This is a genomic window from Pseudomonas sp. GW458-11-26-14-LB4 (assembly GCF_059423925.1).
In genome coordinates, this window is sequence record NZ_JBWKYU010000005.1 from 45,380 (window position 1) to 58,991 (window position 13,612).

The following is a 13,612-nucleotide window of genomic DNA, read 5'->3' on the forward strand; positions in this document are numbered from 1 at the left end:
TCAGGCTTCGTCAGTGTTCGGCTTGAGCGAGTGATCGCGCCCTAGGCCGGAAACGTGTTGTTTGGGATGTTCATCGAGTTCGCCGGGGACTTTCTCGCCCGAATCCTTGCCCTCGCTGGACATATGTTCGATTACCGCATTCATCTCCGCGCCGAGCAGCAACACGGCGGCGGAAATGTAGAAATACAGCAACAGCACGATGATCGCACCGATGCTGCCATACATGGCGTTGTAGTTGGCGAATGTCTTGACGTAGAACGCGAACCCCAGGGACGCGATGATCCACACCACCACCGCCAGCACCGAACCCGGGGTGATGAAGCGAAACTCCTGTTTGACGTCTGGCATCACGTAGTAGATCAGCGCCACGGCCACCATCATCAGGATCACGATCACCGGCCAGCGGGCGATCGTCCACAAGGTGACGATGACTTCTTCCAGCCCGACCTGCGCGGCGATCCAGCCCATCACCTGCGGACCGAGCACCATCAGCGCAGCGGCGACCAGCAACATGCCGGCGATGCCGACGGTGTAGATGATCGACAGCGGGAAGCGCTTCCACAGGGGCCGTCCTTCGACCACGTCGTAGGCGGCGTTCATCGCACTCATCATCAGGCGCACGCCGGCAGACGCGGTGTACAGGGCGATGACGATACCCACCGAAAGCAGGCCGCCCTTGGATTGCTGCAGTTGATCGATCACCGGATTGACCTGTTCCAGCGCCTGGGGCGGCAACACCAGCTCCGATTGCAGGCGCAGCCAGGAGAAGAAGTCCGGCAGGTGCAGGAAGCCGATCAGGGCAATCAGGAACAGAATGAACGGGAACAGCGAGAACAGCATCTGGTAGGCCAGTGCCGAGGCATAGGTCGACATCTCGTCGTCGACGAATTCAGTGACCGTGCGCACCATCACCCGGTGCAGGGGCAGACCTTTCATGTCCGGAAAAATCATTCGCGTCTCCTTTCGCCGCAAAACAGGTTGAAGTCGTGGCGACTCAGGGGCCGTTTTTCTCTCATCAAAGTAGCTTACTTGGCGACTTTGAAACACTGTGATCCGTGACCGCATATGAACGGGACACGAAAACGGCCATCCTTGGATGGCCGCTTCGTTGTTTCGTTCAAGGCTCTATCAAGCCTTGTCGACGCCTTTCTTGACCGCGTCCTTGGCTTTGCCCACCGCTTGCTGGGCCTCGCCTTTCTTCTCTTGCACTTTGCCTTCGGCCTGCAGTTTGGTGTTGTCGGTGGCTTTGCCGACACCTTGCTTGATGTTGCCGACGGCTTCGTTGGCCATGCCTTTCACTTTATCGCTCGTGCTACCCATGGTGATTCTCCTTGGAACATTAACGGGGAAAGTCAGTACGTAATGATTGACTGGCCCGGTTTGCGCCAAGTTTCATTTATTTTCACGGCTTCATTTCGTCGCGGCGTGCAGGTTGGGCTTTATGTTTGCGAGCGTACCCCCGAGAATGCCCACCATAAGGGCGCCATGCGCCACAGAACCGATCCCGCAGGAATGTTATGAAACTCGATAAAAAGCAGGCCATCGCCCGTCGCAACCAGGAACTGGGCGGTGCCGTGCTCGGCACCAACAACTGCCACTTCGCCGAACTGAACCGCAACCGCAACATCTGGTGGTTCGACTTGCCGGTGTCGCGCCTGGCCATCGGTCAGTACGAGTGGATTCACCTGTTGATGCACACCCCGGCCACCGACGAACTGCTGCACCTGAAAGTGCCAACCGTGTTCCTGCGCGAGAAACTCGAAGGCCTGGTGATCCGCAACGAAGGCAAGCGCAAGGCGGCCCTGAGCCTGGAACTGAGCGCCGACAAGGACTCGTACCTGCAGGACATGCGCCCGGCGGGCACCAATGTGAACTTCGCGCCGTTCCGCCAGTAAGATTTCGGGGGCCCCTCCCCCCTCACCCTAGCCCTCTCCCAGAGGGAGAGGGGACCGACCGAGGTGATTGGACAAGGTACGTCGACCTGAGATATCGAGCCGAACTCGGGTTTTGAACAGCCCCCCGATCGGCTCCCTCTCCCTCGGGAGAGGGCTGGGGTGAGGGGCAGGTTCACCGCATAATCCAGGCCCTGCTCTGCACCAACAAAAAGCCCCGCATCTGCGGGGCTTTTTGTTTTATGCGGCGCTCTTCGCCTTGATCTTCTTCAGCTCTTCGTCGCGCAACTCGCGACGCAGGATTTTGCCGACGTTGGTGGTCGGCAGCGCATCGCGGAATTCAACGGAACGCGGCACCTTGTAGCCGGTGACATTGGCGCGCATGTGCTCCATCACCTGTTCCTTGGTCAGCGTGACACCCGGTTTGGCGACGATGAAGATCTTGATCGCCTCGCCGGATTTCTCGTCCGGAACGCCGATGGCTGCGCACTGCAACACGCCCGGCAGGGCCGCCAGCACGTCTTCCAGTTCGTTCGGATACACGTTGAAACCGGACACCAGAATCATGTCTTTCTTGCGATCGACGATGCGCATGTAGCCGTCCGGCTGGATCAGCGCGATGTCACCGGTTTTCAGCCAGCCTTCGCTGTCGAGCATTTCATCGGTGGCTTCCTGACGCTGCCAGTAACCCTTCATCACTTGCGGGCCCTTGACGCACAGCTCGCCGATTTCGCCCAGCGGCTGCTCGACACCGGCATCGTCGATGACTTTGCACAGGGTCGACGGCACCGGAATGCCGATGGTGCCGATCTGGATGTTCTGGATCGGGTTGACCGTGGCCACCGGGCTGGTTTCGGTCATGCCGTAACCTTCGCAGATCGGGCAACCGGTGACCGCTTTCCAGCGCTCGGCCGCGGCCAGTTGCAGGGCCATGCCGCCGGACAGGGTGACTTTCAGCGCCGAGAAATCCAGCTTGCGGAAACCTTCGTTGTTGCACAGGGCCACGAACAGCGTGTTGAGGCCGACGAAACCGCTGAACTTCCACTTCGACAGCTCCTTGACCATCGCCGGCAGGTCGCGCGGGTTGCTGATCAGGATGTTGTGGTTGCCGATCAGCATCATCGCCATGCAATGAAAGGTGAACGCATAGATGTGGTACAGCGGCAGCGGGGTGATCAGGATCTCGCAACCTTCATTGAGGTTGGAGCCCATCAGCGCCTTGCACTGCAGCATGTTGGCGACGAGGTTGCGATGGGTGAGCATCGCGCCCTTGGCCACGCCGGTGGTGCCGCCGGTGTATTGCAGCACCGCGACGTCGCCGCTGTCCGGGTTGGCTTCGGCGACCGGCTGACCCTGGCCCTTGCTCAGCACGTCGTTGAACTTGACGGCTTTTGGCAGGTGATAGGCCGGAACCATTTTCTTCACGTACTTGATGACGCTGTTGATCAGCAGGCGCTTGATCGGCGGCAGCAGGTCGGCGACTTCGGTGACGATGACGTGCTTGACGCCGGTTTTCGGCACCACGGCTTCGGCCAGGTGCGCCATGTTCGCCAGGCACACCAGCGCCTTGGCACCGGAGTCGTTGAATTGGTGTTCCATTTCCCGCGCGGTATACAGCGGGTTGGTGTTGACCACGATCAGCCCGGCGCGAATGGCACCGAAGACGGCGACCGGGTACTGCAACACATTGGGCAGTTGCACGGCGATTCGATCACCGGGCTGCAAATCGGTATGCTGTTGCAGATAAGCGGCAAACGCACCGGACAACTCGTACAGTTCACCGTAGGTGATGGTCTTGCCCAGGTTGCTGAACGCCGGTTTGTCGGCGAAGCGTTGGCAGGATTGCTTCAACACTGCCTGAATATTCGGGTACTCGTCTGGATTGATGTCGGCAGCAATTCCAGCGGGGTACTTATCCTTCCAAAAGTCTTCGATCATGGAAGCCCACTCCTCAGCAACGCGAATTCAGCACCGCATTTGATGCGATTATTATTGGTGTTTGTTTATTGGTGAGTCTGGCTTTTTACAAGGCCGAGAAGTCACAAAGCGCGCCGAGAGTAGCAGCTTTGCCAAGGGTCGACTAGAGCCAAAAGCGGCCCCTACAGTCATTTTCATGACTCAAGAACTACTGGCAGTCATTTTAGAGCAAAAATCCTATAAGACCTTGAAAGGCCCGGTTTTCGGGGACAACGTCGCGGATAGAAAGCAAAAATCGCAGCCTCCCGCAGCTTGAGGTAGCCGCCAGAGACTGCGATCTTTCGTACTCAACGGGTACGCATCACCGATCAGGCGATATCGCGCAACTCTCTGCGCAGGATTTTCCCGACAGGCGTCATCGGCAACGACTCACGCAGCACGATGTGTTTCGGCACCTTGTACGCCGTGAAATTCTCTTTGCAGTAAGCCTTCAGCTCTTCCAGGCTCACCCCGGTTTCCCGCGCCACCACAAACAGCTTCACCGCCTCACCGGAACGCTCATCCGGCACGCCGATCACTGCGCAGTTGGCGACTTTCGGGTGAGCCATCACCACATCTTCGATTTCGTTCGGGTACACGTTGAAACCCGAGACGATGATCATGTCCTTCTTGCGGTCGACGATGCGCACGAAACCGTCCGGGTCGATTACCGCGATGTCGCCGGACTTGAACCAGCCCTCGGCATCCAGCACTTCGGCGGTGGCTTCGGGTTTCTGCCAATAACCCTTCATGATCTGCGGGCCCTTGATGCACAGCTCGCCGCGCTCGCCCAAAGGCTGCTCGACGCCGTCGTCATTGATGACTTTCAATCGGGTGCCCGGCACCGGCAGGCCGACCGTGCCGATCCGCGACAGCTCGCCGTACGGGTTGGTGCAGGCCACCGGCGAGGTTTCTGTCAGACCGTAGCCTTCGGTGATCCGGCAACCGGTGATCTGCTCCCAGCGCTCGGCGGTGGCCTTGACCAGCGCGGTGCCGCCGGAGTTGGTGAGCTTGAGGGTGGAGAAGTCCAGTGTCTTGAAGTCCGGATGATCCATCAGCGCGACAAACAGCGTGTTCAGCCCCAGCAGCGCCGAGAACTTCCAGTTCTTCAGCTCCTTGATGAAGCCGCCGATGTCACGCGGGTTGGTGATCAGTACGTTGTGATTGCCCGACACCATCATGCACATGCAATTCGCGGTGAACGCATAGATGTGGTACAGCGGCAGCGGCGCGATCATCACCTCCTGCCCTTCGCGCAACAACGGCTGGCCGTCGCTGCCGAACTGACCGAGACAGGCACGCACCTGCTGCATGTTCGCCACCAGATTGCCGTGGGTGAGCATCGCGCCCTTGGCCAGGCCGGTGGTGCCGCCGGTGTATTGCAGAACGGCGATGTCATCCAGGCCGACCTTCAACGGCTTGATGCCCAGGCCCCGGCCCATGCGCAACGCGCTCTTGAAGGAAATCGCCTGGGGCAGCGAATACGCCGGGACCATTTTCTTCACTTTGCTGACCACGGTGTTGACCAGCCAGCCCTTGGCGGTGGGCATCAGGTCGCCCATCTTCGCTTCGATCAGGTACTGAATGTCGGTGTCCGGCAGCACTTCCTGAACCTTCTGACCGAACATGTTCAGGTACACCAGCGCCCGGGCGCCGGAGTCCTTGAACTGGTGACGCATCTCCCGCGCGGTGTACAGCGGGTTGGTGTTGACGACGATCAGCCCGGCACGCAAGGCCCCGAACACGGCAATCGGATAATGCAGGACGTTGGGCATCTGCACCGCAATGCGATCCCCCGGCGCCAGGTCGGTGTGGGCTTGCAGATAACCGGCGAACGCGGCGCTCTGGCGCTCCAGCTCGGCATAGGTCAGGGTCACGCCCATGTTGCTGAACGCCGGGCGATCAGCGAATTTCTTGCAGGAACGCTCGAACACCTCGATCACCGACTTGAATTCACCCGCGTCGATGTCCAGGGGTACGCCCGCCGGGCGTTTGTCATTCCAGAAATCAGGTTGCATTGTTCTTGTCCTCTTTACCTGAGCCGATCCGGGGCCGCTTCGCTGTCATTTCTTTCTGTCCCTGAAAAAGTCGAGAGCAAAAAGCGGGGCTTCACGGACACTAGCAGCTATGGTCAATCAGGCAAATATGGGCAAGGTCGTCATTGATCGTGTGAATCTTCCTGCCGTGGCATGAGCTGATCGGACGCGCTATACAATGCAACCTCTGCACGACGCTTGAGCAAAAACAGGCCGCAAAAGGAATCGCCATGATCCACGACACCTTCTGGCTGGACGCGAGTGACCGCAGCCGCCTCTTCGTCAACCTGTGGCTGCCGAACGCGCCGCTGAAGGCGGTGATGCTGCTGGCCCACGGCATGGCAGAACACAGTGCCCGCTATGCAAGGCTGGCAGAAGCATTCTGTGCTGAAGGCTACGGCGTGTACGCGCCCGACCAGCGCGGCCATGGCAAAACCGCCGATCATGGGACGCTGGGGCATTTCGCCGATGACGATGGCTGGTGCAAGGTGGTCGGTGATCTGGCCAGCCTCAACCAGCACATCGGCCAGCGCCATCCGGGGGTGCCGATCGTGCTGCTCGGGCACAGCATGGGCAGCTACATCGCCCAGGCTTATCTGCTGCATCACAGCGCCAGCCTGCATGGCGCGATTCTCAGTGGCTCGAATTTCCAGCCGGTTGCGCTGTATCGCGCGGCCCGGCAGATCGCCCGGTTCGAAAAGCTGCGCCAGGGCGCCAAGGGTCGCAGCGCACTGATCGAGTGGCTGTCGTTCGGCTCGTTCAACAATAAATTCAAACCGGCGCGCACCGCGTTTGACTGGCTGAGTCGCGACCCGGCCGAGGTCGACAAGTACGCCACCGACCCGCTGTGTGGCTTTCGCTGCACCAATCAACTGTGGATCGACCTGCTCGGCGGGTTGCAGCAAATCAGCAAAGCGTCCAATCTCGCCCAGATCGATCCGGGCCTGCCGCTGCTGGTGATCGGCGGCGAATGTGATCCGGTGAGCGAAGGCAAGCGTCTGACTGATCTGGCCAACGCCTTGCGCGCGGCCGGCAGCCAGAACCTGCAACTCAAGATCTACCCGCAGGCGCGGCACGAATTGTTCAACGAGAGCAACCGCGACGAAGTGACCGCCGATGTGCTGGCCTGGATCGACCAGGCCCTGAGCCATCGCCGGCCGCACCGCAGCGAATAATTTTTTGTGGATTCATTTCATCCGTCACAGGAATTCAGACCCATGACCCAGGTTACCAATATCCCTTACGAAGCCCTCGAAGTGGGCCAGACCGCGAGCTACAGCAAGACTGTCGAGGAACGCGACATTCAGCTGTTCGCCGCGATGTCCGGCGACCACAACCCGGTGCACCTGGACGCCGAGTTCGCCGCCGCCAGCATGTTCAAGGAACGCATCGCCCACGGCATGTTCAGCGGCGCGCTGATCAGTGCCGCAGTAGCCTGCGAGCTGCCTGGGCCGGGCACCATTTATATCGGCCAGCAGATGAGCTTCCAGAAGCCGGTGAAGATCGGCGACACCCTGACCGTACGCCTGGAGATCCTCGAGAAACTGCCGAAGTTCCGCGTGCGCATCGCCACTCGCGTATTCAACCAGCGCGATGAGCTGGTAGTAGATGGCGAGGCCGAAATTCTGGCGCCGCGCAAGCAGCAGACTGTTACCCTGCCGACGTTGCCGGCCATCAGCATCGGCTGATCGTCCTCGGTTAAATCCGGACACAAAAAAACGCCAGACCAGCTGGCGTTTTTTGTGGGCTTCGAACGCTTACGAGCGTGCGCGAGCCTGGTTACGCAGCGCCTTCACCTGATCGTGATTGCGTTGCACACCGTGGTACTGGCGTTCGACCAGATCACGAATGCCGACCAGGTTGTGCTTGTTGATCTTCTCGATCGCTTCACGATAAGCCTTCAGGGCGTGATCTTCACCGCGCTCGGCTTCGTTGAGCACCGCTTCTTCGTCCTTGCCGGTGAACATCGCTTTGACGTCGACCCAGCGACGGTGCAAATCACCGCTGACACTGGTCGAGGTTTCCGGATCGCCACCCATCGAACGCACCGCGGCTTGCAGCTCGGCCGCAGCCGTTGCGCAATCGGCGGAGCGTTTCACGAACAGGGTTTTCAACTCTGGGTGCTTGATGTCTTCAGCGCAGGTCTTGAAGCCTTCCTGACCGTCCTTGCTGGTTTCGATCAGGTCGTTGAGGACGGAGATGGCTTCTTTATTCATGTCAGTCATTTTTCAATTCCTTGCGTGGGTGAAAGATGCAAGGAGTATTGCAGTGGTCATGCCAGCTTTTCGAAAAGAAATTAATCGTTATTTTTCAATAACTTATAAATAAAAGGAAAATCTGTATGCCTGTTATTTGCATGATCTGTCATTTGGCCTGCATGCAGAATGCCTGTATTTTCCGAAGTGTTTTCAAAGCCAGACGATTCCAACGATGAACCCTGAAAAGCTCGAACTGCTGATCACCCGCGAAATGCCCTTCGGCAAATACAAGGGCCGGATCATTGCCGACCTGCCGGGCCCCTACCTGAACTGGTTTGCCCGGGAAGGATTTCCCCATGGCGAACTGGGCGGGCTGTTGGCATTGATGCAGGAAATCGATCACAACGGCCTGTCGGAACTGCTCGAACCGCTGCGCGCCAAACACGGCAAACCTGCCCCACGCCACTAAGGCGTCACCCTGATCCGAGTCGAGTCGACCATGCCCGATAACACCCGCCGCGCCCGAGACGAAGCCTTCTGGCAAACCTTCGCCGACCGTTACGACCGCCACCCCGGCCCCGTGAATCTGGAGAATGGCTACTTCGGGCGCATGTCGCGCACGGTGGTCGAGGAGTACCAGCGCAACATCGAGCTGATCAACAACAGCAACTCGATCTACGTGCGACAGCGTTTCGAGCAGCACGACAGCCTCGACATCCGCGCGCAACTGGCAGAGCTGATCGGCGTCCGCGCGCAAAGCGTGGCGTTCACCCACAACGCCACTGCCGGCCTGCAATCGCTGATCCGCAACTACAACCGTCTGCAGTTTGGCGACCAGGTGCTGATCTGCGATCTGGAGTACGACACGGTCAAGGGCGCCATGCGCTGGCTGGCAAAGCATCGCGGGGTCGAGGTGATCGAGATCGAGCACGCCCACCCCGCCACCTTCGACAGCCTGCTGGCGACTTACCGCGAAGCCTTCATCCGCTATCCGAAGCTCAAGCTGATGGCGCTGACCCACGTCACCCACCGCACCGGGCTGGTGATGCCGGTGCAGGCCATTGCCGCGCTGGCCAAGGAATACGGCGTCGATATCATCCTCGATGGTGCCCATGCCCTTGGTCAGATCGAGTTCGACCTGGAAGCGCTGGGCATCGCCTTCGCCGGGTACAACCTGCACAAGTGGATCGGCTCGCCGCTGACCCTCGGCTTTATCTACATCGCTCCACAGCGCCTGGCCGACATTGATCCGGACATGGGCGAGATGCATTTTTCGGCTGGCGACATCCGTTCGCGCACGCCTTACAGCACGCCGAACATTCCGGCGCTGATGACCTTGCCACTGGTGCTCGAGGAACACCGCGCACTGGGTGGCGCGGCCGCCAAAGGCGCGCGGGTGAATTACCTGCGCAACCTGTGGGTGAGCGCCGTGCGCAATCTGCCGGGCATCGAAGTCACGACCCCGGACGATCCGCGCCTGTACTGCGGCATCACCTCTCTGCGCTTTACCCGTCATGCCGACCAGCAGGCGATGGTCGAACGCCTGCTCAACGACTACAACCTGTTCACCGTGGTGCGCAACGGCGCAGCCTGCGGGCCGTGCATCCGTGTCACGCCGTCGCTGACCACCACGGCGGCGGAGATTCAGTCGCTGATTCAGGCGCTGAACGAACTGCGTTAAACCGTGTACTTGTCGAAGTCCTCGGGCTTGATCTGCGACGACACCGCAAAGGTGTCGATGCCGATCGTGAGGTGGCCGAAGTAACCGTCCTCGTGTGAATCGCGGCTGATCGGCCACACCGTCAGGGTCGACTCTTCACCGCCCATGTTGGCGTAATAGGCATCGTCGGTGTTGCACACCGGCAGCGAGCTGCGCCCGCGATAGGCCTTGGCATTGAGCACGCCACGGGACACCATCTCCGGAAAATAAAGCTGCCCGACCCAGGCCACGTTGCGCTCCTCGAGGTACTCATTGCCGGCAACGATGCGTACCGCCACGTGAATGTGCAGCGCTCGCCCGGCATAGAAACCCGGATAGATCGTGGTGAAGCGCACCCTGCCCTTGTGGTCGCTGAACTGGCCGCCGCGCAGATAGGTGTCGTCGTCCGTTCGCGGGATCGCGCCAATGTCCTCGACGTCGACTTCCAGATCCGGGTTCACCCGACTCCAGCCGGAATACGCGCCGCGTGCGTTGCAGTGCCAGATATCCACCAGCGCACCGCTGACCGGCTCGGCGGTCATGGCATCGACGATGGTCAGGCGCAGCAACAGCGGCAGGCCTTCGGCGCCTTCACTGATGTTGCGGCGCAGCAATTTGGGATTGCGGAAATACGGCCCGGCGACTTGCTCGGGGGCCAGTTGATAAACCGATGGAGCTGAAGGCTGGTTATCCATGACGCGTTCTCTCTTCCTTAAGATGAACGCAGGTTAACGTCACACGCGAAGCCAGGTGCGGTAACTATGTATCTCCAAATAACGTATCTCCAGATAACGAAGTTTTTTACGGGCAAAAAAAAACGGTGCACCGACCAAGCGCACCGTAAAGCCGTAGAACACACAACGAAGTGTCGGGTGAAGCGATCAGTCCAGCAGCGCCAACGCCTCAGCGGTGCATTCCTGAATACGGGCCCAGTCGCCGTTCTTGATCCACTCAGGATCGAGCATCCAGCTACCGCCCACGCACATGACGTTTTTCAGCGCCATGTAGCTCTTGATGTTGGCAGGGCCGACGCCGCCGGTCGGGCAGAATTTCACTTCGCCGAACGGGCCGCCGAGTGCCTTGATCGCTGCCACGCCACCGCTGACTTCCGCCGGGAACAGCTTGAAGCGGCGATAACCCAGGCCATAACCTTCCATGATGCCGGAGGCATTGCTGATGCCCGGCAGCAGCGGGATCGGGCTTTCGACGCTGGCTTCCAGCAGGTCACGGGTGATGCCCGGGGTGACGATGAATTGCGAACCGGCGGCTTCGGCCGCGGCCAGCATGTTGCGGTCGAGGACGGTGCCGGCACCGGTCACCAGTTCCGGGCGCTGTTCGCGCAGGATCTGGATCGCCTTGAGGCCGAACTGCGAACGCAGGGTCACTTCCAGCGCGGTCAGACCACCGGCGGCCAGGGCGTCGGCCAGCGGCAGCACGTCCTGTTCACGGGCGATGGTAATCACCGGCAGGATCCGCGCCTTGGCGCAGAGGCTGTCGATCAGGGCAACTTTGTCCGCCATGGAAACGGTCGGGGATGGGGTTTTCATAGCGGCTGTTCCTTGGCTCATGGGCACCAGTAAATCTCTAACGTAGGTTGCAGAAACGCGCGAACCGGCATGGCGGCGACGTCGTTGGATGCCAGTGCGGCATTCAGGGTGGTCAGTTTCGACTGACCGGAAATCGACAGAATCTTGTGCCTCGCCGACGCCAGCAGTGCGCGGCTCATGGTCAGGCGCTGACGCGGCACGCTTGGCGCGAGCATCGGCCAGCAGCGACGGGTGCCGTCGGCTTGCAGGGCTTCGGCCAGGTTCGGGCTGTCCGGGAACAGCGACGCGGTGTGACCGTCATCGCCCATGCCCAACACCAGCACGTCGATGGGCGGCAACTCGGCGAGCAAACGATCGGCCTGCTCCGCAGCCTGCTCGACGTTGGCCGCCGCGCTGTAGAGGCTGAGGAACTGCGCCTTGGCCGCCGGGCCCTTGAGCAGATACTGCTTGAGCAGACCGGCATTGCTGTCGGCATGTTCGACCGGTACCCAGCGCTCGTCGGCCAGGGTCACGACGACCTTCGACCAGTCCAGTTCCTGCTTGGCCAGGTGCTGGAAAAACGCCACCGGGCTACGGCCGCCGGACACCACCAGCACGGCGTTGCCACGTGCAGCCAGCGCTTCGCTCAATTGCTTGGCGACATTCAGCGCCAGGCCTTCGGCGAGCAGCACCGGGCTCTTGAATTCGCGGGCATTCACGCCCTCGGGCAATTTCACATCAGATATCGCCATACCACGACCTCCCGTCCCGCGTGATCAATGCAATGGAGCTCATCGGCCCCCACGACCCGGCCGCATACGGCTTGGGCGCGTCACCGGATTTTTTCCACCCGGCGATCAGCTGGTCACACCATTTCCACGCGGCTTCGATTTCATCTTTACGGACAAACAGGTTCTGATTGCCGTTCATCACTTCCAGCAACAACCGCTCGTAGGCATCGGGGATCCGAGCGCTGCGCCAGGTGTCGGAAAAATTCAGTTGCAGCGGGCCGCTGCGCAGTTGCATGCCCTTGTCCAGGCCTTGCTCTTTGGTCATCACGCGCAAGGAAATGCCTTCGTCCGGTTGCAGGCGGATGATCAGTTTGTTGCTGATCTGCAGGCGCTGCTCGGGGGCGAAGATGTAGTGCGACGGTTCCTTGAAGTGGATGACGATCTGCGACAGTTTTTGCGGCATGCGCTTGCCGGTACGCAGGTAGAACGGCACGCCGGCCCAGCGCCAGTTGCGGATGTCGGCACGCAGGGCAACGAAGGTTTCGGTATCGCTCTGGGCGTTGGAATTCGGCTCTTCAAGGTAGCCCGGCACGGACTTGCCTTCGCTGTGCCCGGCGATGTACTGGCCGCGCACCACTTGCGTGGTCAGGCCTTCCGGACTGATCGGCGCCAGGGCTTTGAGCACTTTCACTTTTTCATCACGGATGCTGTCGGCGGACAGGTCGGCCGGCGGGTCCATGGCGATCAGGCAGAGCAGTTGCAGCAGGTGGTTCTGGATCATGTCCCGCAGCTGACCGGCCTTGTCGAAGTAACCCCAGCGGCCTTCGATGCCGACCTTCTCGGCCACGGTGATTTCCACGTGGGAGATGTAGTTCTGGTTCCACTGGGTTTCGAACAGGCTGTTGGCGAAACGCAGGGCGATCAGGTTCTGAACGGTTTCTTTGCCCAGGTAGTGGTCGATGCGGTAGGTGCGGTTCTCCGGGAAGAACTGCGCCACGGCGTCGTTGACCTTGCGCGAGGATTCCAGGTCGGAACCGATCGGCTTTTCCAGCACCACGCGGGTGTTTTCCGCCAGACCGACGTTCGCCAGGTTCTCGCAGATCGCGCCGTACACCGCCGCCGGGGTGGCGAAGTAGGCAATCATGCGTTGCGTGCTGCCGGCCAGTTCGGCCAGCGCCACATAATCTTCAGCCTTGAGGAAGTCGACGTGCAGGTAGGTCAGACGCGCCAGAAAGCGCTCGGCCACGGCCTCGTCCAGTTCCTTGCCCACGTAACGGCGCAACTCGGCGGCGATGAACGCCAGGTGCTGCTGCTCGGTGCCCGCCTCACGGGCCAGTGCGATAATGCGCGTGTCCTCGTGCAGCAGGCCGGCGCCATCAAGGTGATAAAGGGCAGGAAACAGCTTGCGCAGGGCCAGATCGCCCAAGGCGCCGAACAAGGCGAAGGTGCACGGTTCAACCGTAATCGAAGGCATGATGTTTGTTCTTTTATCAAGTTAAGCTACAAATACCTTTTTTCAAGGCATCACTCAAGGGAAAATGTAGTAATAACCACAACATTTTCGCAAAATACAG

The 13,612-nt window shown here is 60.1% G+C and carries 14 protein-coding genes; 5 read left to right on the forward strand and 9 right to left on the reverse strand.

What is annotated here, in order from left to right; genetic code table 11:
- Together AC07XZ_RS08470 and AC07XZ_RS08475 are read right to left on the reverse strand one after the other, a co-directional pair.
- Complete coding sequence (locus AC07XZ_RS08470; RefSeq protein ID WP_039766115.1) at window positions 1–951, reverse strand: YihY/virulence factor BrkB family protein; 951 nt, start codon at window positions 949–951, stop codon at window positions 1–3.
- Window positions 952–1,128: 177 nt separating this feature from the next.
- Window positions 1,129–1,320 (reverse strand): CsbD family protein, encoded by a 192-nt coding sequence (locus tag AC07XZ_RS08475; RefSeq protein ID WP_102687273.1) that lies wholly within the window; start codon window positions 1,318–1,320, stop codon window positions 1,129–1,131.
- Between the two features lie 197 nt (window positions 1,321–1,517).
- Between AC07XZ_RS08475 and AC07XZ_RS08480 the strand changes: the two genes are divergently transcribed.
- A complete protein-coding gene (locus AC07XZ_RS08480) occupies window positions 1,518–1,895 on the forward strand; it encodes a hypothetical protein (protein WP_007951149.1) in 378 nt (125 codons plus the stop codon).
- 237 nt (window positions 1,896–2,132) lie between these two features.
- Here AC07XZ_RS08480 and fadD1 read toward each other — a convergent pair whose 3' ends face one another.
- Window positions 2,133–3,830: a long-chain-fatty-acid--CoA ligase FadD1 gene (gene fadD1 / locus AC07XZ_RS08485; RefSeq protein ID WP_064598913.1), complete on the reverse strand. Its 1,698-nt coding sequence runs from the start codon at window positions 3,828–3,830 to the stop codon at window positions 2,133–2,135.
- A 347-nt stretch (window positions 3,831–4,177) separates the two neighbouring features.
- A complete protein-coding gene (gene fadD2, locus AC07XZ_RS08490) occupies window positions 4,178–5,866 on the reverse strand; it encodes a long-chain-fatty-acid--CoA ligase FadD2 (protein WP_085745177.1) in 1,689 nt (562 codons plus the stop codon).
- A 248-nt stretch (window positions 5,867–6,114) separates the two neighbouring features.
- Here fadD2 and AC07XZ_RS08495 point away from each other — a divergent pair, with 248 nt between their 5' ends.
- Together AC07XZ_RS08495 and AC07XZ_RS08500 are read left to right on the forward strand one after the other, a co-directional pair.
- Window positions 6,115–7,059 (forward strand): alpha/beta hydrolase, encoded by a 945-nt coding sequence (locus tag AC07XZ_RS08495; RefSeq protein ID WP_102687272.1) that lies wholly within the window; start codon window positions 6,115–6,117, stop codon window positions 7,057–7,059.
- Between the two features lie 42 nt (window positions 7,060–7,101).
- Complete coding sequence (locus AC07XZ_RS08500) at window positions 7,102–7,572, forward strand: MaoC family dehydratase (RefSeq protein WP_003227420.1); 471 nt, start codon at window positions 7,102–7,104, stop codon at window positions 7,570–7,572.
- 69 nt (window positions 7,573–7,641) lie between these two features.
- Here the strand turns inward: AC07XZ_RS08500 and AC07XZ_RS08505 are convergent, their stop codons facing one another.
- Complete coding sequence (locus tag AC07XZ_RS08505; protein WP_007951153.1) at window positions 7,642–8,109, reverse strand: PA2169 family four-helix-bundle protein; 468 nt, start codon at window positions 8,107–8,109, stop codon at window positions 7,642–7,644.
- A 205-nt stretch (window positions 8,110–8,314) separates the two neighbouring features.
- On the opposite strand from AC07XZ_RS08505, the gene AC07XZ_RS08510 reads away from it, so the two are divergent.
- Together AC07XZ_RS08510 and AC07XZ_RS08515 are read left to right on the forward strand one after the other, a co-directional pair.
- Window positions 8,315–8,551, forward strand: coding sequence for a DUF3820 family protein (locus AC07XZ_RS08510; RefSeq protein WP_003213031.1), 237 nt, complete (start codon window positions 8,315–8,317; stop codon window positions 8,549–8,551).
- A gap of 30 nt (window positions 8,552–8,581) precedes the next feature.
- The gene (locus AC07XZ_RS08515; RefSeq protein WP_102687271.1) at window positions 8,582–9,763 is read left to right on the forward strand and encodes an aminotransferase class V-fold PLP-dependent enzyme; all 1,182 of its coding nucleotides are present in this window, start codon (window positions 8,582–8,584) and stop codon (window positions 9,761–9,763) included.
- On the opposite strand, the gene AC07XZ_RS08520 is transcribed toward AC07XZ_RS08515, so the two are convergent.
- The 4 genes from AC07XZ_RS08520 to zwf form a co-directional block, all read right to left on the reverse strand.
- On the reverse strand, window positions 9,760–10,476 hold the full coding sequence (locus AC07XZ_RS08520; RefSeq protein ID WP_085745180.1) for an intradiol ring-cleavage dioxygenase: 717 nt from the start codon (window positions 10,474–10,476) through the stop codon (window positions 9,760–9,762). The two genes, AC07XZ_RS08515 and AC07XZ_RS08520, sit on opposite strands and share 4 nt — an antisense overlap.
- A gap of 186 nt (window positions 10,477–10,662) precedes the next feature.
- Window positions 10,663–11,328: a bifunctional 4-hydroxy-2-oxoglutarate aldolase/2-dehydro-3-deoxy-phosphogluconate aldolase gene (locus AC07XZ_RS08525; protein WP_064383724.1), complete on the reverse strand. Its 666-nt coding sequence runs from the start codon at window positions 11,326–11,328 to the stop codon at window positions 10,663–10,665.
- A gap of 17 nt (window positions 11,329–11,345) precedes the next feature.
- The gene (gene pgl / locus AC07XZ_RS08530; RefSeq protein ID WP_085606568.1) at window positions 11,346–12,059 is read right to left on the reverse strand and encodes a 6-phosphogluconolactonase; all 714 of its coding nucleotides are present in this window, start codon (window positions 12,057–12,059) and stop codon (window positions 11,346–11,348) included.
- The gene (zwf, locus tag AC07XZ_RS08535) at window positions 12,046–13,512 is read right to left on the reverse strand and encodes a glucose-6-phosphate dehydrogenase (protein WP_011335604.1); all 1,467 of its coding nucleotides are present in this window, start codon (window positions 13,510–13,512) and stop codon (window positions 12,046–12,048) included. The genes pgl and zwf overlap by 14 nt, the downstream gene beginning before the upstream one ends.
- Window positions 13,513–13,612 lie beyond the last annotated feature (100 nt).